The sequence below is a fragment of the Pseudomonas endophytica genome (assembly GCF_001411475.1).
GTDB lineage: Bacteria > Pseudomonadota > Gammaproteobacteria > Pseudomonadales > Pseudomonadaceae > Aquipseudomonas > Aquipseudomonas endophytica.
Genome location: NZ_LLWH01000171.1, coordinates 1 through 23,188 on the forward strand (window position 1 = coordinate 1; position 23,188 = coordinate 23,188).

Here is a 23,188-nt window from a genome sequence, read left to right on the forward strand (position 1 = left end):
GTGGGCAGTGAGCGTAAGCAGTTTGTTGAAGATGTCTTGGCCGTGCAGGGCGCTGTACGTTCTATTGACGATAACTCTGAATTTTTTGATGTTGTAATGTTCACTTAACTTATAAATAAGAGCGTGCGCGTTGAGAATTGAAGCGGGTTCGTTGCAAATAACCATGATGACTTCATGCGCGGCGTTGACGAAGTTTAAAGCGTCATGATGTGCGCCGGAAGCCGTGTCGACGATAAGCGTGTCAACGTCACTGTGAAGACCGTTGAAGGCATTAATAATTCCATAGTAGTGGGCTGTGTTAAGCGAGTTCATTGTTTTTGAGTGCGCAGCCCCGAGTATCAAACTGACGCCGCTGGGGCCGTTATACAGTATGTCTTTTAATGAACAGCTGCCTTCTATCAGGTCCGTCAGTGTTTTAGTCGGTTTGATATTTAAAAGCACATCAATACACGGTAGCTCTAAATTGCCATCCAATAAGGCGACTCGTTGACCTAATGCGGCCAACGCCAAGGACAAGTTTATAGCGAGTGTGCTTTTGCCGGTTCCACCTTTTCCGCCAGTGATAGCGATGACCTGAACTGAGTGTTTTGTTTTCATACAGTTGACGCTATCCTTAGCGTGTTCGCACAGCGATGAGCTTATGATTTGAGTCTGATTTTATAATGACTGTTTTTATCCCGGAATGAACCCGTGTCGCCAGTCAGTGCAAAACGTATGGCTTTTAACGCGGCGGTGCTACGAGAGCAATGCAATGAGCGCATTTTTTTATACGCCCATACCCAGCCGCGCTTTTTTTTATGATTTTCCATGAGGGGGGGTGCTTCTCGGGTTTTAGAGACTTGAAGTGAGATTTATTCTCCCATGTGCCTGATTCATTAATAAGTGTCCGCTGAGGCTAATGTTATGTCCTGAAGCGCAATGCCATTGACTCCATTTTGTGGCGCGATTAATTCTAGAGAGTCGGTCTCCGTGCGTGCTTGTGTGTGTCTGAATGAGATAGCATTTGTTCGTACTTTTATTTGTTCTATGGATAAATGAATGTATAGAATTCGCAAGTCATATGTGTATTTGCTCGGTCGAGCCTTGGGGACTGTTTATAAGCCCAGTGAAATATTTCAAGATTGTGTCGATGATGCTGAGTATGTGGACATCAAATCCGTCTATGACTGGTTGGCTAATCTAGCGGTGATTTCTGGCGATCCTGATTTAGGGCTAAGAGCTTATAAAAATATGCACCCCGCCATGCTGGGGGCTTTGGGCTATGCCGTCATGTCGTGTGCAACCTTGGGAGGGGCCATTGAACGGTTGGTTAATTACTATTCCTTAATCAGCAATGGGTCATTGTTTAAGCTAGACATTCAGGACCGTCGCTTAAAAATAGTCAGCATAGAATTGACAAAGACGGTGCCGCGGATTTCTGTTGATGCGGATTTTTCAATTGTATTGGGTCTCATCCGCTGGCTGGTGCCGCATTATTATGTTGTGCCGTTGGGGGTTGAATTTATTTATGCGCCTCCTGATAAAACCCATCAATTAGAAGAAGTGTTTGGAAGAAATTTGAAATTTTCGGCAGATCATAATGTTTTAATTTTCTCCAGTGAAATATGCGATTACCCGCTGATTACCGCGTCGTCAAAGTTAGACAGGTTGCACGCTGATTTCCTAAAAGTTCAGTTAGAACTAACCTTTAGCGGGTTTACCTCCGCCAAGATAAGAAGAGCCGTTTCCGAAAGCTTGGCCATGGGGGTGGTGCCCACACTGGATTCAATTTCTGCCACACTTAAAGTGAGTAAAAGAACCCTACAGTATTCGTTACGGTCTGAAGGCCTTAGTTTTTCACGGGTGTACAACGATGTTAGGCAAGCGTTGGCGCATGAATACCTGCGGCATTCTATGTACAGCATTAAATATATATCTGCGACGCTTGGGTTTAGTGATCAGAGCAGCTTTTACAAGGCCTCTTTAAGATGGTTTGGGATGACCCCTCAAAGTTACAGGGATTTGTCCATGCAGTAGCACTTTTTATTTTTTATCGGTATGCACCTCTCTCGTTTTCTAATTTTTTGTTTGATGATAGATGCGGGCGATTATTCGTCATGCTAGACACTAACCACTTGTTTTAATTAGATATTTGTCGATAAATGAACAGGTTTTAATTTGGTTAAGTTTATCTAAGATTGGCAGCAGTCTAATCTCGGTGGGTGATCTTCAATCACGGCTCATGAAGGGTGTCGTTGGGCCACTCGAGTCTAGGAATATCATCAAATGAAACGCAGACAACTCATCCCGCGCTATGCACCCTATTATTGGTCTTAAACTCGTTGAATAAGTGTGCGCGCGAGTCACTCCTATCCTGTTGAGTCATTTATTTCACTGTTTAATTTGGTGAGGAATTCATGACTTTAATGGTTGCCAATGCGCAGCGCTTCTGACAAATCCTGCAGGGCTGCAGAGTGTCTAAACTAAACTTTTGATTAGTTCGCAGTGTACGGACATCAACAACAGGGCGCCTAGTGACTTCCATGAGGCGCCTATCTTTTTTACAAATCAGCTAATCGCGGTGTAGCCCTCAAGCGTATCGGGCCACGGGCTAAGCACTTCAAAGCCGTTTTCCGTCACCGCGACCATATGTTCCCATTGGGCTGACAGCGACAGGTCTTTAGTGACCACGGTCCATTGATCGGCGAGGGTTTTAACATGGCGTTTACCCGCGTTGAGCATCGGTTCGATGGTGAAGATCATTCCGGTTTTACGCTTCAAGCCTTGGCCCGGGTAACCGTAGTGCAGCACTTGGGGCTCGTCGTGATAGACCTTGCCGATGCCGTGCCCGCAGTACTCGCGCACCACGCTAAAGCCTTCTTTTTCGGCCAGGGTCTGGATGGCATGACCGATATCGCCCAACGTTGCGCCGGGACGTACCTGACGAATACCCGCACACATGGCGTCATAGGTCGTTTTCACCAGATGCCTCGCCTGCGGGCTGGGTTCACCGACGAAGTACATGCGGCTGGTGTCGCCGTACCAGCCATCTTTCACCACCGCGATGTCAATGTTTACGATGTCGCCATCGTGTAGCACCCGGCCAGACGGAATACCGTGACAGACCACTTCATTGACCGATGTGCAGACTGTTTTCGGAAACCCGTGATAACCGACATTACCGGGAATGGCCTTTTGCACATTGACGATGTAGTCATGGCAGATCTGATCAAGTTGGTCGGTGGTAACCCCCGCCTTGACGTGTGGCGTGATCATTGCCAGCACCTCGGCCGCCAACATGCCTGCGGTTTTGGACTGGGCAATTTGCGCTGCGCTATTAATGACAACATTCGCTCTCATTGGTCTGCTCCAGCTGTTGATTGGGCCGAGTCAGCCAATTGGCAGAGCGCTTTCAAGTCCAGACCACCCGCAAGCTCAGCCCGAATCAGTAAACGACTGATCTGGTTGTGATCCAGATCCGGGTACAGCTCCGTCAACATGCCGATTCGCATCCAATGCTCGGCTTGCGCGTTGATCGAGCGGCTGAGTGCGTTGCTAGCGATGCGCAGATTTTCGTGCATGGCGTCCGAGATTTTTACGATGCCCATGACAATGCTCTATATGAAATATGTATGAAATGTAATCGAAACGTATATTAAGTGATCCGCCACGAACTCTGCAACACGCAGTCATAGACAGGCCCAAGGCTCCATCCCTATGCTGTGGCCATTACAAAAACAATCCAGAGCACCATGACCTCCCACTCTCGCTTGCATGTGTTGTTGCAGTGGCTTGCCCGACCGCACCGAAGTCTGGTGGCGCGCTATACCCTGCTGTCCGTTGTGGTCATGAGCGTGGCGCTGATCACGCTGGCGATTTTTTATGAACAGATCGCTAAAGACCTGCTCAATCGGTTAACGGGCGAGCGATTGGATGCTCAAGCGCTATCGACGGCCAACCGCCTGTCTTCCTTTCTGGATGATCGCTTCTACCAACTCTCGGCATTGTCCAATCACCCCAACATGCCTGAATTTATAGTCGATCAATCGCGACTTATCAGTGATGTTGACTCGCTGCTCAAGCTGGAGGGCGACTTGCCCTTTATGTACGGCGTGCTGTTTTTTGATGAGCAAGATCGCTTGATCAAAGTGTTGCCTGGCCAGTCCGCCTCTGGCGAGCCGTATTGGGGCAGTGAACATTGGTCTATTGCCGGTTTACCGGTGCAATGGGTCGGCGATGTCGAAGTGATCGGGCCGCTGTTGCCCAAGGCGGGCGGCTCTGGCAGTTTTTTGATCCGCAAAAGCATCCGTATAGGCCGCACCAACCAAAAGGTGCGGATTGCCCTGCATTTGCGCCTCGCGTCCTTGACCGAATTACTGGTTAGTGCGGGCATGAGCGGCGTTGTTGCGCCGCTGTTACGCGTCCCCGGTGGCGCGTTTGTCGACCCGACTGGGCGCCAAGTTAAGGCCCCGGGGCAATGGCACGAGGGGCCGATGATTTTGCCAGGCTGGCAACTGGTGTTCAGCGTAGAACCTGGCGCCATTCTTAAACCCTTAAATGATGCCCGCTGGTGGTTGTACTGGGTGGCTGCGGGTTTTATCGGATTTATCCTCGTGGTGTTTTTTACCCTCTCGCGGCAATTACGCGCTCGGGTTAACACCCTGTTGCAGGGCGCTCACCAACTGTCCATGGGCGACTTGAGTTACCGCTTGGCGCAACAGCCACAGGACGATGAAATTGGCCAAGTGGCTCGCGCATTTAACGTCATGGCCGAGCGCTTGGCGCAGGTGATGGACCACACCGTACGCACCGAAAACCTCGCCGTGCTGGGGACTTTTGCCACCGGTGTTGCTCATGAAGTGCGCAACCCGCTGGCCACCATGAAAACCACCGTACAAGCCTTGTTACGGCGCGAGCAAGAACCCGAGCGGCGGCACTTACTGAGCGACTTGGTCAAAGAAATCGACCGCTTGTCACGGGTTACCAACGATCTGTTGCAATACGGTCGTCCGCACCCGGCCGAACCGTGCGTGGTATCGGTCGCGGACTTGTTCGCACATACGGTGGCCATGGTGACGCCGCACCTGCAAGCGCGCAATCTGCAGTTGGTGTGCGAGCCAGCAGGGCGTTTGCAGATCGTTGTCGACCCGGATCAAGCTCGGCAAGTGCTACTCAACCTGTGTTTGAACGCTGTGCAAGCCAGCCCAGATGGCGCTGTGGTCAGGCTAAGTGCCGAGACAGGCCAAGGGCGGGTGCGGCTGTTGATCATCGACCAAGGCTGCGGTATTTCTGCCGAGCATCTGCAGCAGATCCGCCAGCCTTTTTTCACCTTAAAACCTCAAGGTACGGGGCTTGGCTTGAGCATTAGCCAGCAATTGCTGGAGGCCAATGGTGCGCGGCTGCACATCCACAGTCAGTTGGGGGAGGGCACACAGGTGACGCTGGATTTCCCGGCTGCTCAGCAGATTGTTTGCAGTGAACCCCATTCGCTCCCCGAAGAATAATTATTAAGTGAGTCACAGATGTCTGATGTTCACGTGTTAATCGTTGATGATGAAGAAGCGTTGGTACGCTCGCTCAGCTATGCATTGCGCGGCGAAGGTATGCGTATCAGCACGGCCAACAGTGGCGAAGCGGCGCTGCAACAGGCGCTGGACGACATCGACATCGTGTTGTTGGACTTAGGGCTACCGGGCATAGACGGCATGGCCACTCTCGATGGCTTGCGCCAGCGCAGCCCGCAGTTGCCGGTGATCATGATCTCAGCCCACGGCGACACACGGGCGGCGGTGCAGGCAGTCAAAAGTGGAGCCTCTGACTACCTGACCAAGCCTTTCGAGTTGGATGACTTACTGGCAACCATCAGCAATACCTTGGCGATGGATGCCCCTGAAACGGCGGTCGCGGGGCTGCAAGGGCACAGCGCGGCGATGAGCGCATTGCACGCCGCGGTGCAGCGAATTGCCCGCAGTTCGGCGACCCGGATTCTACTCTTGGGTGAGTCCGGGACCGGTAAGACCTTGGTTGCTCAAGCCTTGCACACTCACAGTGCTCGGGCGGCCAGCGCCTTTATTGAAGTCAACTGCGCGGCCTTACCCGAACAGCTCATCGAGGCCGAACTGTTTGGCTCCGAGAAAGGTGCCTACACCGGCGCCCATCAAAAACGCGCTGGGCTGGTCAGTCAGGCCAATGGCGGCACGTTGTTTCTCGACGAAATTGGCGAGTTGCCGCTGAGCCTGCAAGCCAAGCTGCTGCACTTTTTGGAAAACGGCAGCTATCGTGCCGTGGGGGCAAGCCAGGCCAGCAACGCCGACGTGCGCGTGGTCGCGGCCACCAACCGTGATCTCGCGGACGATGTACGGTTGGGGCGGTTTCGTGAAGACCTGTTCTACCGCCTGAATGTGATCACCTTAGACATTCCAGCCTTGCGTGAGCGCGGTGATGACCTGCTGTTACTGGCGCAGTATTTTGCTCAGCGCCAAGCCGTTGAAGAGGGCGTCAGTGCGATCCAGTTTTTGCCAGACTGCGTGGCAGCCCTGCGCCGCCATCGCTGGCCTGGCAATGTGCGCGAACTAAAAAACTTAGTAGAGCGCCTGACGATACTGTCCCCGGGCCAAGGCATCAGCGCGGCAATGTTGCCCGCGCAGTTACAAGCGCAAGCAGCGGAGCCCGCGGGGGTGATTGGCGACCAGCTTGAGCGCGCCGAGCGCGATCTGGTGACCGATGCGCTCAGCCGTTCAGCGGGGCATAAGGGCTTGGCCGCGCAACTACTGGGTATTTCTCGGCACGCGCTCAAACGACGCCTGCAACGCCTAGGGATTGAGCGCTAACCGCTCACCCTTGCGCGCAGATTGAGCGCTAACCGCTCATCCAAGGTTGACCTTAACGGTAGGAGCGGCCAAAGGCTGCGATCTTTTGATCTTTAACATCAACAGATCGCAGGCTGCGCCAGCTCCTACAAAAATAGAGATGCACCCAAACACCGTATTAGTGTTTTGGCACAACCCTTGCTCTATCCCTTCCAGCACTCCAACAAGAGGCGTTTTCAACGCCCAAAGGAACTTATGTCCCCGATGCGTCAATGGGCCTGTGGCCTCCTGACTCTGAGCAGCTTGCTCGTCAGCACCTTCTCTGGCGCCGAAGTCGGCCGTCTGGAGCTGGGCGTGCCTAGCGCCGAGGCCGACCTGACCATGGGCTGCCTGTACCCGATGACCGAACGCGCCGCCATCTACGGCCATGACAGCATCATCGGGATTCAAGTCGCACTCAACGAATTACAGGCCCGTCGCGTGGCCGGTGAAGCTGTGCCGCGGCTGCGGGTGATTGTCGATGATGACCAGTCCAAAGCGTCCTACGGGGTCAGTTTGGCCAAGAGCTTCATCCACAAAGACGGCGTGCAAGTGTTGTGCGGCATGGTCTCGTCTGGGGTGGCGCTGGCCGTCAGCCAACTGGCCCGGCAAGAAAAAGTACTGATGATCGGCACCGATCACGCCTCCTCGCGCATGACCTTGGAAAACGGCCATCCCTACTATTTCCGCGTGACCAATGACACCTGGACGTCCATGGCAGCGGGGGCGCGCTACCTCAAAGACTTGCAGCAAAAAACCGGTTGGAAGCGGCTCGCGTTTATTGGCCCAGACTACGAATACGGCCACGTCTCGCGTGATGACCTGCACGAAGCCCTGAACCAATTGGGCGTGAAGTTCGATGACGTTATCGAGTTGTGGCCGCGCCTGTATGAGCCCGATTACTCGCCTTACATCGCCGCGCTGGAGCAGGCTAAACCCGACATTATTGTCTCGGCTATTTGGGGCGGCGATTTCCATGCATTCGTCAAACAGGCTGCCAGTAGCCGACTGCTAGAAACCTCGCGTTTGGCGAACTTCGACACCGGGGCTAATTACGACTTTTTGGTGTCGCTGGGCAACAAGGCGCCCAATGGCCTGATCCTCTCGGCACGTCACCACAACAACTGGCCAGACACCGCGCGCAATCGCTCGTTTGTTGAGCGCTTCCACCAGTTGAGCGGGCGTTACCCGACCTACGCCGCACAGGGCGCCTACACCGGGGTCATGGTCATGGCCCAAGCATATGAGCAGACCGGCGGCGTGACCGACACCCAAGCGTTGATCCACGCGCTGGAGGGGCTGGAAATTGCCCTGCCTGAAGACCCGCCCGGGAGCTTTTCGCGAATCGACCCAGTGACCCATCAGATCCAGCAGAGCCAAGCCATTGGCACGCCGGTCAGCAATACCGACTACCCGCCCGCCCAACTGATGCTGGGTGACTGGTCGGTGTATTCGGCGCAAGAGCTACAGCTCGATAGCGCCACTTTAAAGCGGCGGCTGGCCGCACGAAAACCCGTAGCCGAGCCTTAGCGGTTCGCTCATCCACCGAGAACCAAGCATGAATAACTCTAAGAAAAGCATGTTGAAACACCCTCTTGCCTACGCCATTACGGCGGCAGGCTTGGCCCTGTCATTGAGCGCCGGGGTTCAGGCGGCTGATAACGGCAAGTTCCGAATCGGCGTCGTCACCTTCCTTTCAGGCCCAGCGGCAGGCCCGTTTGGCGAGCCGTCAGCCAATGCGGCCAAGGTGTTGATCGAAGGCTTGAACAAAGGCCAGTTGCCAGCGCCTTACGACAAGATCGGGATCAACGGTGCCGAGATTGAAATGGTCATGATTGACGAGGCCGGAGGTGCGTCCAAGCAGGTCGAGGAGTTCCGTAACCTGGTTCAGCGCCAAAAAGTCGATGCCGTGGTGGGGTACATCTCTTCCGGCGACTGCCTAGCGATTGCGCCGGTCGCTGAAGAACTGGGCGCCCTGACCGTGTTTTACGACTGCGGCACCTCACAGCTGTTCAAAGAAGACAAAACCCCGGAATACGTATTTCGCACCAGCCTCGATGCGGCGGTGGATAACATTGGCGCCGCTCGCTACTTGAGCAAAGTGCGCCCGGATGCACAAAAAGTAGCGGGCATTCAGCAAAACTACGCATGGGGCCAAGACAGCTGGAATGACTTCACCCACTCCATGGAGCAATTGATGCCCAAGGCCAAAGTGGTTGAGTCGCAAATGCCAAAAGTCTTCCAGGGCCAGTACGGTGCAGAGATTTCCGCGATCTCGGTCAAACGGCCTGACATCATCCACTCCAGCTTCTGGGGCGGCGACATGGAAGCTTTGGTGTTGCAAGCCAACGCCCGTGGTCTACTCGAAGACGCGACGGCGGTGCTGACCTGCGGCGAGTCGGCCATCGACCGTTATAAGGATCAAGCGCCCAATGGCATGATCATCGGCGGCCGCGGCCCATTTGGCGCATTTGCTCCGCAAAACAACCTCAATGGCTGGTTCAAAGACAAGTACCAGACGGCCTACAACACCGCCCCGACTTACCCTGCGAGCAAAATGGCCCAAGCGATTCTTGGCCTCAAGCACGCGGCCGAAAATACCAAGGTTGAGCCGGGCAAGATCCCGACCCCACAGCAAATCGCCAAAGCGTTCAAAGGCGCGACCTTCGAGTCGGTGTCGGGCACCGTGCAAATGGCCCGCGCTGACGGTCACCAAGCCATGCAAGGGATTGCCTACGGCGAATACCAATACGACCCGGCGACCAAAAAAGGCGGCGTGCAAAACGTCATCGCCTTCTCGGGCGAATGCGTAACCCCACCGGATGGCACCACCGCGCTGGAGTGGATCAAAGCCGGCTTCCCTGGCGCGCAGTGCAACTGATCCGCTAACGCCCACTTCTGTTGGCGCGAGCGTGCTTCGCGATCTTTTGATCGGTGAACGCTCACGCTCGCTCCAACAGTCATCGCCACCTTCTTGCCAAGGTACGACTGTAATGATGAGTCTTTTCGCGGTGCTGATTGACGGCACCATCTATGCCTCGTGGCTGTTTCTGGTCGCGGCCGGGCTTACGGTGATCTACGGGGTGATGCGCATCCTGAACATGGCCCACGGCAGCTTTTATGCAATTGGCGCCTATACCGCGGCCTCGCTGGTGGGCTGGTATTTCAATAACGGGATTGGCCCGGTCTGGGCCGGGTATCTGCTGATGCTCGGTTGCGCACTGGTGGCCGGTCTGATCGTCGGGCTGATCATCGAGCGTGGTCTGCTGCGCTTTATGTATGGCCGCGATGAAGTGTTGATGGTGATCATCACTTACGCACTGCTGCTGATCCTCGAAGACACCATGAAGATGATCTGGGGCGTGAACCCGTATTTTGCCTATCAGCCATACGCCGAGATGGGGCGCAGCGCGCTGGCCGGGCTCAAGGTCTCGAATTATGACCTGATGCTGGTGGGTGTTTCGCTGGTACTGGGGCTGGGCCTGTGGTTATGGCTGGAGCGCACGCATCAGGGCAAGGTGCTGCGCGCGGTGATCCACGACCGTGAAGTGGCGATGGCGATGGGGGTCAATGTGCGGCGCATGTTCACCTTGGTATTCGTGCTGGGCACCATGCTCGGCACCTTGGCCGGCGCCTTGACCGCACCTGCGATCTCGGTGGTGCCGGGCATGGGGGTTGAGGTCATCGTGCTGGCGTTTGCCGTGGTGGTGATCGGCGGCATGGGCAGCATCGAAGGCGCGGCTGTGGGCGCTTTGCTGGTGGGCTTGAGTCGCGCCGCCGCGGTGCATTACGCGCCGGAATTCGAGCTCTTTGTGATTTACGGGGTGATGGCGCTGGTGTTGGCAGTGCGTCCTCAAGGGCTGTTCGGCCGTGTACTGGCGAGGAAAATCTAAATGCGCCTAAGTAAAACCGAATTGATTCTGCTCGGCGTTGCCGTGCTCCTAGCCGCAGGGGGAGTGATCGCCCCGCAATGGCTGGTGTTTCTGCTGACCATGGCTTTGGCCAAGGCTATGGTGGTGCAGGGCGTTGTCATGCAAATGCGCGCCGGGTTAGTGACCTTTGGTCAAGGCTTGTTCTTTTGCATCGGCGGCTACGCGGTCGGCATGAGTGGGCATTTTCTAAACATTACCGACCTTGCCCTGTTGCTGCTGATTGGCGTGGGTGCGGCAGTGCTGTTGGCCATGTTGCTCGGGCTGCTGATGACCCGCTATCGCGAGATCTTCTTCGCCATGCTGTCTTTGGCGTTCTCGATGATTTTGTACGGCGTGCTGGTTAAAAGCTCGGCGCTGGGCAGCACTGATGGCTTCAACGTCAAAGCCTGGACCTTGTTTGGCTGGACACCGGCATCAGGGCAGGCGCCACTGGCGTTGTTCATCATCATCGTGGCTTGTTCAGGTCTGCTGGCGGTGTTGTTGCACCGCTACAGCCGCAGCAGTGCGGGGATGATGTGCGAGGCGATCCGCGAAAACGAAGTGCGGGTTGAATACCTCGGTCAGTCGCCGCGCTGGGTGCTGTACATGAACTACGTGGCCGCCGCTGCCGTATCAGCGTTGGGTGGTGGGTTCATGGCGTTATCAGCCGGGCATATCGACCCGGAAATGGCCTACTGGATCACCTCTGGCGAGTTCGTCTTTATCGCTTTGCTGGGCGGCACAGCGCACGTCGCTGCACCGTTTATTGCGGCCGTTCTGTTCGCCGTGGTGCGTACCTACGCCATTGAGTGGATGCCCCACAGCTGGCAAATGATTCTGGGTTTCACCCTGTTGGCGATCATCGTGTTCCTGCCTAAAGGCTTATGGAGCCTGTTCACCGCGCAAGCACGGAGGGCAAAAGCATGACCTGCATTCTGGAAACTCAAGGGCTGTGTAAAGAGTTTGGCGCGGTGACGGCTGCCAAAGACGTGAACGTGCGCATCCACAAAGGCGAAGTGGTGGGCGTGATTGGCTCCAATGGCGCGGGTAAAACCACGTTCATTAACATGGTGACTGGCTACCTAAAACCCAGCCGTGGCGAGATTCTGTTCAATGGCCAGTCGATCATAGGTCGCACACCACGGGCCATTACCCGGGCCGGAATGGCCCGCTCGTTCCAGGTCGCGCAACTGTTTGCGCAACTGAGCGTGCTGGACAACCTGCTGATTGCCGTCTCGGCGGCGCAAAGCCCGTTTCCGTCGCTGTTGGCGCCCATGCGCAACGCGAGCCGGATCGAGCAGGCCGATGCGATCTTGGCCGAGTTCGACATCAGCCGCTGGCGCGATACCCCGGTCACCGCCGTGCCGCAGGGGGTGCGCAAATTAATCGACATCGCCATGGCGTTAATCGGTGATCCGCAAATGTTGCTGCTCGATGAGCCCACCAGCGGTGTGAGTGCCGAAGAGAAAACAGCGCTCATGGATACCGTGATGCGCGTGGTTGCACAGCATCAGGTCACCGTGTTGTTTGTGGAACACGACATGGACGTGGTGCGCCGTTATGTGTCGCGAATTCTGGCCTTTTACAGTGGCGAAGTACTGGCCGACGGGGCACCCGAAGCAGTGCTTGCCAACCCCCGCGTGCAAGAGTTCGTGACCGGCGGGCCAAACGCTCATAAGAGGGCAGCGCAATGAGTCTGGATATTCGCAACCTGCACGTCTCGATTGAAGGTGTGCCGATTCTGCATAACGTGTCTTTGACCGTGGGCGCCGGGCAAATGGTCGGTTTGATCGGCCACAACGGCGCCGGTAAAACCACCTTGATCCGCGCCATCATGGGCCTGCTGGATGCCGATTCCGGGTCGATCAGTTTTGTTGGCCAAGACCTGCGTAATCAGCCGGGCTTCACCCGGGCGGGGGCGGGTATCAGTTACCTGCCAGAAGACCGCCGACTGATCCCTGCGCTGACGGTCGAGGAGAATATTTTGCTGCCGGTGTGGGCCAACAAACTGCCGGACAGCCAACAGCGTCTGGAATGGGTCTACAGCCTGATTCCAGAAATCGCCCAGTTCCGCGAGCGCAAGGCCATGCAACTGTCTGGCGGGCAACAAAAACTGGTGGCGCTGGCGCGGGCGTTGATGCCCGGCAATAAGCTGCTGTTGCTCGATGAACCGTTTGAGGGCGTGGCACCGGTTTTGTCGCGGCGCTTGAGCGAAGTGATCGCCAAACTCGGCCGCGAAGGCCTGTGTGTACTTATTTCTGAATCCGATGACACTCACTCTGCTGACCTGGTCGATGCGTTGTTTCGCATTGAGCGCGGCAGTGTGACCGCAGGGTAGGGGGCAACATGTCGACATTTACCTTTGAAACCACACCGCGAGTGATCTGCGAAATTGACGGCGCATTACGCCTTGGCGCTTTGTGCCGCGAGCTGAATGCCGAGCGGGTCTTGCTGGTCAGCGACCCTGGGTTGCTGCGCGCTGGCTTGTTGGATGCGCCGCTACAAGCCATGCGTGACAGCGGCTTGCAGGTCACGCTGTACCGCGAGGTGCAGGCTGACCCGCCGGTAGCTTGTGTCGAAGAGGCCGTGGCGGTGGCCCGCGAATGCCGCGCTCAAGCGGTGATCGGTCTGGGCGGTGGCAGCTCGCTGGACATCGCCAAACTGGTGGCCTTGCTGTGCGGCCACGAACAGCGGCTGGAGGACATCTACGGGATTGGGCTGGCCAAAGGCCCGCGCTTGCCGTTGATTCAGGTTCCGACCACGGCTGGCACTGGCTCGGAAGTCACAGCGGTGGCCATTGTCACCACCCCGAGCCATGAGAAAAAGGGCGTTGTCAGCTCGCTCTTGTACCCCGATATCGCTTTGTTGGATGCGCGGCTCACCGTGGGCTTGCCAGCAGCGATCAGTGCGATGACCGGCGTTGATGCGATGGTGCACGCCATTGAGGCTTACACCAGTGCGCACAAAAAAAACGTGCTCTCGGATGGTCTGGCGGTGCAGGCGTTGACGTTATTGGCGGCCAACATGGACCGTGTGTTGGCGGAGCCTAGCGACTTGCAGGCGCGCTCGAACATGCTGCTGGGCTCAATGCTGGCGGGCATGGCCTTCGCCAACGCGCCAGTGGCGGCGGTGCATGCGCTGGCGTATCCGCTGGGTGGGCATTTTCATGTCCCCCACGGGTTGAGTAATGCCTTAGTACTGGTGCCGGTACTGAACTTCAATCGCCCGTCAGCCGAGGCGTTGTACGCACAGTTGGCCTCGGCGGTGTTGCCGGGGCAGCACTTTGCCAGTGCTGCTGAAGCTTGTGAGGCATTTATCGCGTTCATGACCCAATTGGTGACGCGCATGCCATTTGCCCAACGCCTGAACGAAGTCGGGGTGACCGTGGCGCACCTCGACCAATTGACCGATGACGCGCTGAAAATCGAGCGGCTACTGATCAACAACCCGCGCCCGCTTAATCGCGACGACATCCACGCTATTTACAGCTCGGTGCTTTAAACCCCCTCAGTCGCCTTGTAGGAGCTGCCGCAGGCTGCGATCTTTTAACGCTCGCAGCCTACGGCAGCTCCTACACGAGGATATTCATCTGTTAACAGGAGTCAGCGATGAACCATGAATTCAGAAGTGTGCCGCGCATCATCTGCGAGCCAGGGGCCTTGCAAGCGCTGGGTGAGGTGTTTCGCGGCCTTGGCGCTCAGCGAGTGATGTTGGTCTGTGATCCGGGAATCGTCAGCCTCGGTTTCGCAGGCCAGGCGCAAGCGGTGCTGCAAGCGAGCGGCTGTGAAGTGGCAGTATTTGATCAAGTGACCCCCGACCCGTCCTCGGCCGTGGTCGAGCAAGCCGCCAGCCAGGCCAAAGCGTTCAAGGCGCAAGGGGTGTTGGGCTTGGGCGGTGGCAGTTCGTTGGACGCGGCCAAACTGGTCGCCTTGCTGTGTAACAGCGAACAACCGCTGGAGCAGCTCTACGGCACCGACAAAGCCCTGGGTAAACGCTTACCGCTGGTGTTGATGCCGACCACCTCCGGCACCGGTTCGGAAGTGACCTGGGTGTCGGTGATCACCGACCCGCAGAACAAAAAGCAAGCGGTGTACTCCCCTCAATTGCTGCCTGATGTGGCGATTCTTGATCCGCTTCTGACCTTGGGCCTACCGCCTAAAGTGACCGCGGCTACAGGATTGGATGCGATGGTTCATGCGATTGAGGCGTATACCAGTCGTACGCGCAAAAATCCGATTTCCGATGGGTTAGCCACGGCGGCATTGACCTTGCTGGGCAGCAACCTGCGTAAGGTTTTGGCTGACGGAAATGACCTGCAAGCCCGCTCGGCGATGCTGCAAGGTTCGTTGATGGCGGGCATGGCATTTGTTAATGCATCCGTGGCCGCCATTCATGCGTTGGCCTACCCGCTGGGCGCTCGCTTTCACATCCCCCACGGTCATGCCAACGCCTTGGTCATGGCGCCGGTCATTCGTTTTAACCGGCCCAAGGCCCAGCGCCATTACGCCGAACTGGCGGCGTGCGTGTTGCCGGGTCAGTCATTTGAAGACGAGGCCAGCGCTGCCGAGGCTTTTGTTCAGGCCATTGAAAGCTTGGTCAACGACAGCGGTTTGCAACTGCGCTTGTCAGAATTGAAGGTGGATGAAGCGTCGTTGCCGACCATGGCTTCAGAGGTCGTTGTGGGCATACGCCGATTGATCGACAGCAACCCACGTGACATGAATGAGCAGGATGTCGAGGCAATTTATCGGAGTGTTTTTTAAGGCAGTGATGGCCATGTAACACATTGGCTTTTAATGTTTTATCAACTTACATGTTCATAGCTACACGAATAGGGTCACTCAGTTTGCGTGCACTAGGCTCTAGTTATTAGTGCCTAAGTGCACCTGTTACGATTGAGTGGTTTATATATGAAATCTAATAAAAAGCGGCACAGGCTCGCAATATTCTGCCTGTGTCATTCTGTTTTATTGACCTCTTGCACGGTGTTGGCGAGCTCAAGTGTTGATAAAACAACTCAGGGTGAAAACGCCCAGCAAACACACAGCGTTGAGCTTTCAGGTTTAGCTTATAAGACCGTTAGCCAATTATCTGAAGACATGGCCAATGGTGAACTCACCTCGGTCGAGTTGGTTCAGTTTCTGCTACAGCGTATCGAAACCCTCGATAAGCAAGGGCCTGCGATCAATGCGGTGGTGGAGTTAAACCCAGAAGCCTTGGCGATTGCTGCGCAGCGTGATAACGAGCGGCTTGAAGGCGAGTTACGCGGCCCTTTACACGGGATTCCGGTGTTGCTCAAAGACAACATCAGCACGGCTGATACGCTGCAGACCACCGCAGGTTCACTGGCTCTGTTGGGCGAGCCGGTTGGATATGACGCGGATGTGGTGCGCAAACTGCGCGAGGGCGGCGCCATTATTTTGGGTAAAGCCAACTTGAGCGAGTGGATGGGGTTCCGTGGCACTAACGTGCCAAATGGCTGGAGTGGTAGAGGCGGGAAAACCTTGAACCCCCATGTTTTACAGGCTGATCCGTGTGGTTCCAGCACGGGTTCCGCCGTCGCGGTTGCGGCGGGGTTGGTGCCACTTTCAGTCGGGACGGAAACCAACGGCTCGATTAATTGCCCGGCGTTCGCCAATGGTGTTGTCGGCGTGAAACCAACGCGGGCAGTGATTGATACGTCAGGTATCGTGGTTTTCTCGGTTAAACAAGACACGTTAGGCGCTTTCGCTCGCACTGTTTCGGATGCGGCAGCGCTGCTCGGCCTGATGCTGGACAACCCCGTCGACCTCACGGCTGCTCTTGATCCGTTTGCGCTACAAGGCAAACGTATCGGTTACCCGGACCGATTTATACCGGGCTCGTCAGAATGGGATAAAAACCCTGACTTTGTTAAAGCACTGACTGTTTTAAAAGACGCAGGCGCAACGCTAGTGCCGGTTGCGCCTGTGCAACAACAGTTTGATCACTATTTCGAATTTATGGCCATGGAATTCAATCTGGCTGTTAACGCGTACTTAGCCAGTCGCGAAGACAGCGCTGCGAAAGATTTAACGCAATTAATTGCATTCAACGATCAGTCATCGGAAGGCCGTGATTACAATCAGGCGTTTATTGAGCTGGCGCACGCCACCCCCTATGACCGCGTGCGTTATGACGAACTTTGGAAAGCACTTTATACCTTTCACCAGCAAGAAGTTGATAACACCCTAACTCGCAATGCCGTTGATGCGGTGATTGATGTGCCTATCTCCATCGTTTCCAGTGTTATTCCGCTGATTGGTTATCCCAGTGTCACCCTGCCCAATGGCCTCGATCACAACGGCTTACCCACGGGTTTATATTTTTATGGCGCGCAAGGCAGTGACAGCCAATTGTTGAGCATGGCGTATGCCTACGAACAACTAAGACCCATGCGTCAGAACCCGGCGTTCCGATCAGCTCCTCAACGCAATGATTTCAAGCAATTGCCAGCCCCGTGGGTGTTTAACGACTGACCCGCCGCTAATAGGCAGCTCACAGGGCGTGAGCTGCCTAGGCAAGTCAGCGCAACAAATTGACTTTGGCCAAATCAATCAATTCCTTGGCCCGGCCATCCATCACGGTTTTGAGCATAAACAAGCTAAAGCCTTTGGCCTGCTCGAAGGTTTTGGTGGGCGGCATCACCAGCTCTTGGCGTGCGCTGACCACATCGACCAGCACTGGGCCGTCATGGCTGAAGGCTTCGCGCAATGCGGCTTCCAACTCAGACGGGTGTTCGACGCGGATCCCTTTCACGCCCATGGCTTGCGCCATGGCCGCAAAGTTTGGGTTATCGAGATCGCAGCCCACGTCTGGGAAACCGGCCGCCTTCATTTCCATCTCAACAAAACCCAAAGTGCCGTTGTTCAGGACAATGACTTTGACCGGTAAACCCACCTGTTTTAGGGTCAAAAAGTCGCCCATCATCATGGTGAAACCACCGTCGCCAGACATCGAAATGACTTGGCGGTAAGGGAAGCTGGCTTGCGCGCCGATGGCTTGTAGCATGGCGTTGGCCATTGAGCCGTGGTTGAACGAGCCGATCAGGCGGCGCTGGCCGTTCATTTTTAAATAGCGGGCGGCCCATGCGGTCGGGGTGCCGACGTCGCAGGTAAAAATCGCGTCTTCATCGGCCAATTCGCTGACCAAGCGGTTCAAGTACTGCGGGTGGATGATGGTGCTGTTAGGGCCGCTTTCAGCCAGGGCATCAAGGTCATCGCGGGCTTTTTTGTAGTCCTTGAGCGCAGCGTCGAGGTGCGCTCGATTTGGGTTTTGCTCCACGTGGGGCAGCACCGCTTGCAGGGTCAGTTTTACATCGCCAATAAGCCCCAGCTCCAAGCCGCAACGATTGCCTAAGGCTTCTGAGCGCAAGTCAATCTGAGCAATGTGGCTGTGTTCCGGGAAGAACTGCCGATACGGGAAGTTGGTCCCGAGCATCAGTAGCGTGTCGCAGTTCTTCATCGCAAAGTAACCCGAAGCAAAGCCGATCAGCCCGGTCATGCCGACGTCATACGGGTTGTCGTACTCCACGTGCTCCTTGCCGCGCAACGCATGCACAATCGGCGCGTTCAAGCGTTCGGCCAGCGCCAGGATTTCGGTGTGGGCATCGGCGCATCCTGCACCACAGAGCAAGGTGACTTTTTTGCCGTCATTCAGAAACCCGGCCAGCTGATTAATATCGCTGTCGCTGGGGCGGATCTGTGGCTGTGTGGGGGTTAGCCAGTTCGGTACTTTGGCCTCGGTTTCTTGCAGCGCCACATCGCCCGGAATCACCACCACGGCCACGCCGCGCTTGGCAATGGCGACGCGCATGGCACGCTCGAGAATCTGCGGCAGTTGCTCGGGGCGCGACACCAGTTCGACATAGTGGCTGCATTCTTTGAACAGGCTTTCAGGGTGCGTGGCCTGAAAGTAATCAATGCCGATTTCGCTGCCCGGAATATGCGCTGCCAGTGCCAGCACGGGGACGCCGCTGCGGTGGGCATCAAACAAACCATTGATCAAGTGCAGGTTACCTGGGCCGCAACTGCCTGCGCATACCGCCAGTTCGCCCGTCAAATGCGCTTCAGCGCCTGCAGCAAAGGCCGCGGCTTCTTCGTTGCGCATGTGAATCCACTTGATCTGATCTTGGCGGCGCAGTGAGTCAGTGAAGCCATTTAAGGAATCGCCAACCACGCCATACACACGTTTTACGCCCGCTTGTTGAAAAGTCTCGGTAATGAAATCGGCTACAGTTCTGGACACAGAAGACGCCTCTCAGAGTTAGAAAAAGATGGCTTGGCTCGGGGCTTTGGTAGGAGCTGCCGTAGGCTGCGATCTGTTGAGTTTTTAACAGATCGCAGCCTTTGCCCAAGCAGGATAGACACTGCATCCGACCTTGCCGCTTTTTAAAACGTTCGATGAAGATCTGTTCATGTATACGGGCACAGGCCGTTCTAGCGTTCATCCGTATTCGATGAATGTTTAGTCAAACCCTAACTGAATATTTGAAACTCGATATTGCTTCAGGTCATGCAGTCGTGTGAGCCTACGGGCACAGTGTTGACCAAGGTCGAAGGCATGGGGTGTTTGCGGGAGTTACTCGAACGACGCAGTGAGTCGCAGACTTACGCAGTGCGTGGCGTTCGGCCTCCTCATTTTGCTCACGCCTGTGCCAGCCGTTGCACACTCCCTTCTAAATTGGCCTTCTGGGCCTTGTTCCACTGCCGTCATGCCCGCCCGCCGGATGCTCATATTTGTTATTAAACCCTGAATGGCTGTGCCCTTAAAGGCGCAGTAACATCGGTTTCCCTGTGTCCCTGTTTGATACGACTTAATGAGCACGACCATGACTGCTACGACCTCGTTTGCCCCGCTGAATGAAGCCCTCGACTTTCTGGAACTGAACCCGGATATCGAGATGTTTGAGCTGTTTATCATCGACAACAATGGCGTTGCGCGGGGCAAGCTCCTGCACCGTGATGAGCTGTTAGCGGTGTATGAAGGCGGGCGGCCACTGCCCAGTACGATTTTGGGCCTGAGCATTAACGGCGATGACGTTGAGAACACCGGTTTGGTGTGGGACGTGGGCGATATTGACTGCAGGGCTTACCCCATCAGTGGCAGCTTGCAGCGCATGCCGTGGCGCTTGATCCCGACTGCTGCCGTGCAAGTCAGCATGCATCCGCAGCAGGGTATGCCCGCCACCGTGGCTGATCCGCGGCATCTATTGGCCAAGGTGATTGACGGTCTAAAGGCCGATGGTTATTACCCGGTAATGGCGGCGGAGATGGAGTTTTACTTACTCGATCAGCAGCGCGACAGCAATGGACGGCCTCAACCGGCGCGTGATGCTGACGGCCAGCGCCCGCGCGCGACTCAGGTCTATGGCCTGCGTGAGTTGGAGCAAATCGAGCCGTTTTTGGCGGATTTGTACAGCGCCTGCAAACTGCAAGGCATTGCGGCGCGCACGGCGATTTCTGAATACGCGCCGGGACAGGTCGAAATCACCCTTGAACATCGTGCTGATGCTTTACAGGCGATGGACGAGGCGGTGCGCTACAAACGTTTGGTCAAAGGCGTGGCCCATAAGCACGGCATGGTCGCGTGTTTTATGGCCAAGCCGTTTGATGACTTGGCGGGAACAGGGATGCACATGCACGTCAGTTTGGCCGATGAGCAGGGCAATAACCTGTTCGCCAGCGAGGCGCCACAAGGCACACCGTTGCTCAAGCACGCGGTTGGCGGGATGCTCAGTACCTTATTGGACTCGTTGCTGATGTTTTGCCCGAATGCGAACTCGTATCGCCGCTTTCAAAGCAATAGCTACGCGCCACTGGCCGCGACTTGGGGCGTCGACAATCGCACCGTGAGCTTGCGAGTACCGGGCGGCCCCGCGTACTCACGGCATATTGAGCATCGAATTTGTGGCGCAGATGCCAATCCGTATTTGGCAGCAGCGGCCATTCTGGCGGGAATCCACCGCGGGATTCGTGAGCAACTGGATCCGGGTGCGCAGATTGAAGGCAATGGCTATGCCCAAGCAACAGAAATGTTGCCCACGGACTGGCTCACCACATTGCGTGCGTTACATGCCTCGCAGTGGGCCAAAGAAACCTTCGGGCCTGAATTTTTGAAAGTGTATCTGGCCGTCAAAAACAGCGAATACCGCCAGTTTATGGGCGAAGTGGGTGAGCAGGACTGGCGCTGGTATTTGCAACAGGCGTGATCGTTAAAAACAAAGATCGCAGCCTGCGGCAGCGCCTACAGGCCATCTTTGTGATCGTTGTGGCTGCGCGGCGGCTTGGAAATAACGTGGCTTTTCATACTTTTCTAACGTTTTTTTCACTGCTCGCCCCTTAACCTTTGTGACGTATACCCCTAAACACAAGAGTTCGCGGGCCCATGTCATCGCAGCTACCTTCCACCATCGAGCATGAGTTCGCCGAGCGCTACGACCGCGAGCATACGCAGGTCTGCCAAATTGCCCGGCCGCGAGGGCTTATTCGGCGTTTGAGCGCGTGGCGTGAGCAACTACTGGTCCGCCGGGCACTCAAGGTGGCAGGTGAACCGGGGTTGGTGCTGGATGTGGCGTGTGGGGTTGGGCGGTTTTGGCCGGTGTTGGCCGAGCACGTCAATCGGGTCATTTTGGCTGCGGACGCTTCGCAAAAGATGCTTGATCATGCGCAAACCCATCATCCCGCCAGTGTGTTGAAGCGGATTACGCTATTTAAAAGCTCCGTGTTTTCAATCGACTTGTCTGAAAACGCTGTCGACAGCATTTTTTGCATGCAGCTATTTCATCACGTCAGCAGCAGCGAGCACCGTCTGGCCATTTTGCGTGAGCTTTATCGAGTTAGCCGCGACACCTTGATTGTCTCAGTGTTTGTGGGGCGAGCCAGTCAACAGCATGGCAGCCAGCGGGTTGTGATCAGTCAAAAAGAGCTTGAAGCGCAGTTCGCCTTAGCGGGGTTTAGCTTGCTAAAGCATTACGATGTGCTGCCCGGCTTCGCGCAAGGCAGCCTTTATGTCGTGCGCAAAGGTGCTTAGTGCAGCGCTTTGAATATCGCGTAGGCCAGCTCCACGCGCGCGCTATTGGGGTAGTTCTTGTTGGCCAGAATCACCACTGCCTGCTGTTTCTCAGGCAGTACGGCGATATAGCCACCAAAGCCTGAGGTTGATCCGGTTTTGTTAAGCCATACAGCCTTTTGCGGCGCCAGCGGCGGATTCAAGGCCGTTGCTTGGTGTGTCTCGTAGGCCATTGTGTTTGAGTTACCTTCCAGCAAGTTTTCCAGCGTGACCGGGTAAGGGTATTGCTCCCAGACCAGGTCTTGGGTCATGGGGCCGATCTGGAAATAGCCGGTGTGGGTGTTCAGCACTGCCCGCTCAATCACGCTCTCGGCCTTGCCCGACTGTAGATTCAGTTGCGCAAAATGAATCAGATCCCTAGCGCTGGTTCGCACACCATAGGCTTGGTCTGCGAGTACGTCAGGGTTGAGCCTGACCGGCTGCTCGGTTTTGTTATAGCCCTGGGCGTAGAGTGGCATTTTGTCTTGCGGCACGTTCAGGTAGGTACTGTGCAAACCCAGTGCGGGGTACAAGGTGTTTTGCATCGCCGCTGTAAACGATAGATTCAGGCTTTTGGCGGCGATCACCCCGAGCATCCCGATACTGGGGTTGGCGTAGCTTCTATGAGTGCCTGCGGGGTAGGTCGGCTGCCAAGCATTGAGGTAGCTCAGCAGTTGCTGATCGTCCTTGACGTTTTCTGGCACTTGAAGCGGGAAACCGCCGCCAGTGTGTGTAGCCAAATGCAAGAGCGCGACCTTGCCAAAAGCGCTGCCTTGCAACGATGGCAGGAACTTACTGACCGGGTCAGCGAATGACAGTAAACCTTCAACTTGCGCATAAGACGCCAAGGTGGCGGTGAACAGTTTGCTGATGGAGCCGACTTCAAACAGGGTGTCGGGCGTTACACGTGCTTCTGTGGCTTTGGACGCTAGGCCGAAACTGTAAAACTGCTGTTTGCCATTGTTGCTGATGGCAATCACTAGGCCGGGAATCGCGTACTGCTGCATGACCGTTTTGGCGGCTTTTTGCACGCTGTCTTCTATGTCCGCAGAAAAGGCCTCGGCATGACTTAGACCCGCCTGCGCGCATAAAACAAGAGCAGAGGCGGTTAGGGCTGATAGTTTTCGCAGAGAGCGCATAGAGGGAAATCTCGATGTTATGAACGACAGACTTGCTTACAACCTTGTCACAGCATATTTCATAGTGACGCCACTCAAGATCAATCACGCCGCCGTAGTTGAGTGGGTTCAGCACTCAGGGCCACGACGGGTGGAAAATGTAACAACAAAAAATGGCGATGTAATGAAGGTTATCGACTTTTAGCTTGTAGGTTTTTTCGTCGACAAGAGGATGAGTCAATGCGCTGAATGCCACGGCGGCGTT

At 55.7% G+C, this 23,188-nt stretch carries 19 protein-coding genes; 14 read left to right on the top strand and 5 right to left on the bottom strand.

Annotation, left to right across the window (positions count from 1 at the left end):
* The coding region (locus AQS70_RS13140; protein WP_055103207.1) for a MinD/ParA family ATP-binding protein at nucleotides 1-597 on the bottom strand (597 nt) is incomplete at its 3' end.
* 441 nt (nucleotides 598-1,038) lie between these two features.
* On the opposite strand from AQS70_RS13140, the gene AQS70_RS13145 reads away from it, so the two are divergent.
* Complete coding sequence (locus AQS70_RS13145; protein WP_055103208.1) at nucleotides 1,039-2,016, top strand: AraC family transcriptional regulator; 978 nt, start codon at nucleotides 1,039-1,041, stop codon at nucleotides 2,014-2,016.
* Nucleotides 2,017-2,547: 531 nt separating this feature from the next.
* Here AQS70_RS13145 and map read toward each other — a convergent pair.
* Both map and AQS70_RS13155 read right to left on the bottom strand, forming a co-directional pair.
* Nucleotides 2,548-3,339 (bottom strand): type I methionyl aminopeptidase, encoded by a 792-nt coding sequence (gene map, locus AQS70_RS13150; protein ID WP_055103209.1) that lies wholly within the window; start codon nucleotides 3,337-3,339, stop codon nucleotides 2,548-2,550.
* Complete coding sequence (locus tag AQS70_RS13155; protein ID WP_055103210.1) at nucleotides 3,336-3,587, bottom strand: ParD-like family protein; 252 nt, start codon at nucleotides 3,585-3,587, stop codon at nucleotides 3,336-3,338. Before AQS70_RS13155 ends, map begins: the two co-directional genes overlap by 4 nt.
* Before the next feature lie 144 nt (nucleotides 3,588-3,731).
* Here AQS70_RS13155 and AQS70_RS13160 point away from each other — a divergent pair, with 144 nt between their 5' ends.
* The 11 genes from AQS70_RS13160 (at nucleotide 3,732) to AQS70_RS13210 (ending at nucleotide 17,235) form a co-directional block, all read left to right on the top strand.
* Entirely contained in the window at nucleotides 3,732-5,483 is a 1,752-nt protein-coding gene (locus AQS70_RS13160; protein WP_055103211.1) for a sensor histidine kinase, read from the top strand.
* A gap of 18 nt (nucleotides 5,484-5,501) precedes the next feature.
* A complete protein-coding gene (locus tag AQS70_RS13165; protein WP_055103212.1) occupies nucleotides 5,502-6,809 on the top strand; it encodes a sigma-54-dependent transcriptional regulator in 1,308 nt (435 codons plus the stop codon).
* A gap of 234 nt (nucleotides 6,810-7,043) precedes the next feature.
* Nucleotides 7,044-8,357 (top strand): ABC transporter substrate-binding protein, encoded by a 1,314-nt coding sequence (locus tag AQS70_RS13170; RefSeq protein WP_241492838.1) that lies wholly within the window; start codon nucleotides 7,044-7,046, stop codon nucleotides 8,355-8,357.
* A gap of 28 nt (nucleotides 8,358-8,385) precedes the next feature.
* Nucleotides 8,386-9,708, top strand: a complete 1,323-nt coding sequence (locus tag AQS70_RS13175; protein ID WP_055103214.1) for an ABC transporter substrate-binding protein — start codon at nucleotides 8,386-8,388, stop codon at nucleotides 9,706-9,708.
* A 112-nt stretch (nucleotides 9,709-9,820) separates the two neighbouring features.
* Nucleotides 9,821-10,720 (top strand): branched-chain amino acid ABC transporter permease, encoded by a 900-nt coding sequence (locus AQS70_RS13180; protein WP_055103215.1) that lies wholly within the window; start codon nucleotides 9,821-9,823, stop codon nucleotides 10,718-10,720.
* Nucleotides 10,721-11,665 carry a branched-chain amino acid ABC transporter permease gene (locus AQS70_RS13185; RefSeq protein WP_055103216.1) on the top strand — a complete coding sequence of 315 codons (945 nt, stop codon included), beginning with the start codon at nucleotides 10,721-10,723 and terminating at the stop codon, nucleotides 11,663-11,665.
* The gene (locus AQS70_RS13190) at nucleotides 11,662-12,432 is read left to right on the top strand and encodes an ABC transporter ATP-binding protein (RefSeq protein ID WP_055103217.1); all 771 of its coding nucleotides are present in this window, start codon (nucleotides 11,662-11,664) and stop codon (nucleotides 12,430-12,432) included. Before AQS70_RS13185 ends, AQS70_RS13190 begins: the two co-directional genes overlap by 4 nt.
* Nucleotides 12,429-13,076 carry an ATP-binding cassette domain-containing protein gene (locus tag AQS70_RS13195; RefSeq protein WP_055103218.1) on the top strand — a complete coding sequence of 216 codons (648 nt, stop codon included), beginning with the start codon at nucleotides 12,429-12,431 and terminating at the stop codon, nucleotides 13,074-13,076. The genes AQS70_RS13190 and AQS70_RS13195 overlap by 4 nt, the downstream gene beginning before the upstream one ends.
* Nucleotides 13,077-13,084: 8 nt before the next feature.
* The gene (locus AQS70_RS13200) at nucleotides 13,085-14,239 is read left to right on the top strand and encodes an iron-containing alcohol dehydrogenase (RefSeq protein WP_055103219.1); all 1,155 of its coding nucleotides are present in this window, start codon (nucleotides 13,085-13,087) and stop codon (nucleotides 14,237-14,239) included.
* A 107-nt stretch (nucleotides 14,240-14,346) separates the two neighbouring features.
* Nucleotides 14,347-15,501, top strand: a complete 1,155-nt coding sequence (locus tag AQS70_RS13205; protein ID WP_055103220.1) for an iron-containing alcohol dehydrogenase — start codon at nucleotides 14,347-14,349, stop codon at nucleotides 15,499-15,501.
* A gap of 222 nt (nucleotides 15,502-15,723) precedes the next feature.
* Nucleotides 15,724-17,235, top strand: a complete 1,512-nt coding sequence (locus AQS70_RS13210) for an amidase family protein (RefSeq protein ID WP_055103221.1) — start codon at nucleotides 15,724-15,726, stop codon at nucleotides 17,233-17,235.
* Nucleotides 17,236-17,281: 46 nt separating this feature from the next.
* Here AQS70_RS13210 and poxB read toward each other — a convergent pair whose 3' ends face one another.
* A complete protein-coding gene (poxB, locus tag AQS70_RS13215; protein WP_055103222.1) occupies nucleotides 17,282-19,003 on the bottom strand; it encodes a ubiquinone-dependent pyruvate dehydrogenase in 1,722 nt (573 codons plus the stop codon).
* A 583-nt stretch (nucleotides 19,004-19,586) separates the two neighbouring features.
* Here poxB and AQS70_RS13225 point away from each other — a divergent pair.
* Nucleotides 19,587-20,966, top strand: coding sequence for a glutamine synthetase family protein (locus AQS70_RS13225; RefSeq protein WP_055103224.1), 1,380 nt, complete (start codon nucleotides 19,587-19,589; stop codon nucleotides 20,964-20,966).
* Between the two features lie 176 nt (nucleotides 20,967-21,142).
* Nucleotides 21,143-21,787: a class I SAM-dependent methyltransferase gene (locus AQS70_RS13230; RefSeq protein ID WP_055103225.1), complete on the top strand. Its 645-nt coding sequence runs from the start codon at nucleotides 21,143-21,145 to the stop codon at nucleotides 21,785-21,787.
* Here the strand turns inward: AQS70_RS13230 and ampC are convergent.
* Entirely contained in the window at nucleotides 21,784-22,944 is a 1,161-nt protein-coding gene (gene ampC / locus AQS70_RS13235) for a class C beta-lactamase (protein WP_055103226.1), read from the bottom strand. The genes AQS70_RS13230 and ampC overlap by 4 nt on opposite strands.
* Nucleotides 22,945-23,188 lie beyond the last annotated feature (244 nt).

Coding starts and splice junctions, on each gene's coding strand:
- AQS70_RS13145 (WP_055103208.1), top strand. CDS start 1,039: ATGTATAGAATTCGCAAGTCATATGTGTATTTGCTCGGTCGAGCCTTG.
- map (WP_055103209.1), bottom strand. CDS start 3,339: ATGAGAGCGAATGTTGTCATTAATAGCGCAGCGCAAATTGCCCAGTCC.
- AQS70_RS13155 (WP_055103210.1), bottom strand. CDS start 3,587: ATGGGCATCGTAAAAATCTCGGACGCCATGCACGAAAATCTGCGCATC.
- AQS70_RS13160 (WP_055103211.1), top strand. CDS start 3,732: ATGACCTCCCACTCTCGCTTGCATGTGTTGTTGCAGTGGCTTGCCCGA.
- AQS70_RS13165 (WP_055103212.1), top strand. CDS start 5,502: ATGTCTGATGTTCACGTGTTAATCGTTGATGATGAAGAAGCGTTGGTA.
- AQS70_RS13170 (WP_241492838.1), top strand. CDS start 7,044: ATGTCCCCGATGCGTCAATGGGCCTGTGGCCTCCTGACTCTGAGCAGC.
- AQS70_RS13175 (WP_055103214.1), top strand. CDS start 8,386: ATGAATAACTCTAAGAAAAGCATGTTGAAACACCCTCTTGCCTACGCC.
- AQS70_RS13180 (WP_055103215.1), top strand. CDS start 9,821: ATGATGAGTCTTTTCGCGGTGCTGATTGACGGCACCATCTATGCCTCG.
- AQS70_RS13185 (WP_055103216.1), top strand. CDS start 10,721: ATGCGCCTAAGTAAAACCGAATTGATTCTGCTCGGCGTTGCCGTGCTC.
- AQS70_RS13190 (WP_055103217.1), top strand. CDS start 11,662: ATGACCTGCATTCTGGAAACTCAAGGGCTGTGTAAAGAGTTTGGCGCG.
- AQS70_RS13195 (WP_055103218.1), top strand. CDS start 12,429: ATGAGTCTGGATATTCGCAACCTGCACGTCTCGATTGAAGGTGTGCCG.
- AQS70_RS13200 (WP_055103219.1), top strand. CDS start 13,085: ATGTCGACATTTACCTTTGAAACCACACCGCGAGTGATCTGCGAAATT.
- AQS70_RS13205 (WP_055103220.1), top strand. CDS start 14,347: ATGAACCATGAATTCAGAAGTGTGCCGCGCATCATCTGCGAGCCAGGG.
- AQS70_RS13225 (WP_055103224.1), top strand. CDS start 19,587: ATGACTGCTACGACCTCGTTTGCCCCGCTGAATGAAGCCCTCGACTTT.
- AQS70_RS13230 (WP_055103225.1), top strand. CDS start 21,143: ATGTCATCGCAGCTACCTTCCACCATCGAGCATGAGTTCGCCGAGCGC.
- ampC (WP_055103226.1), bottom strand. CDS start 22,944: ATGCGCTCTCTGCGAAAACTATCAGCCCTAACCGCCTCTGCTCTTGTT.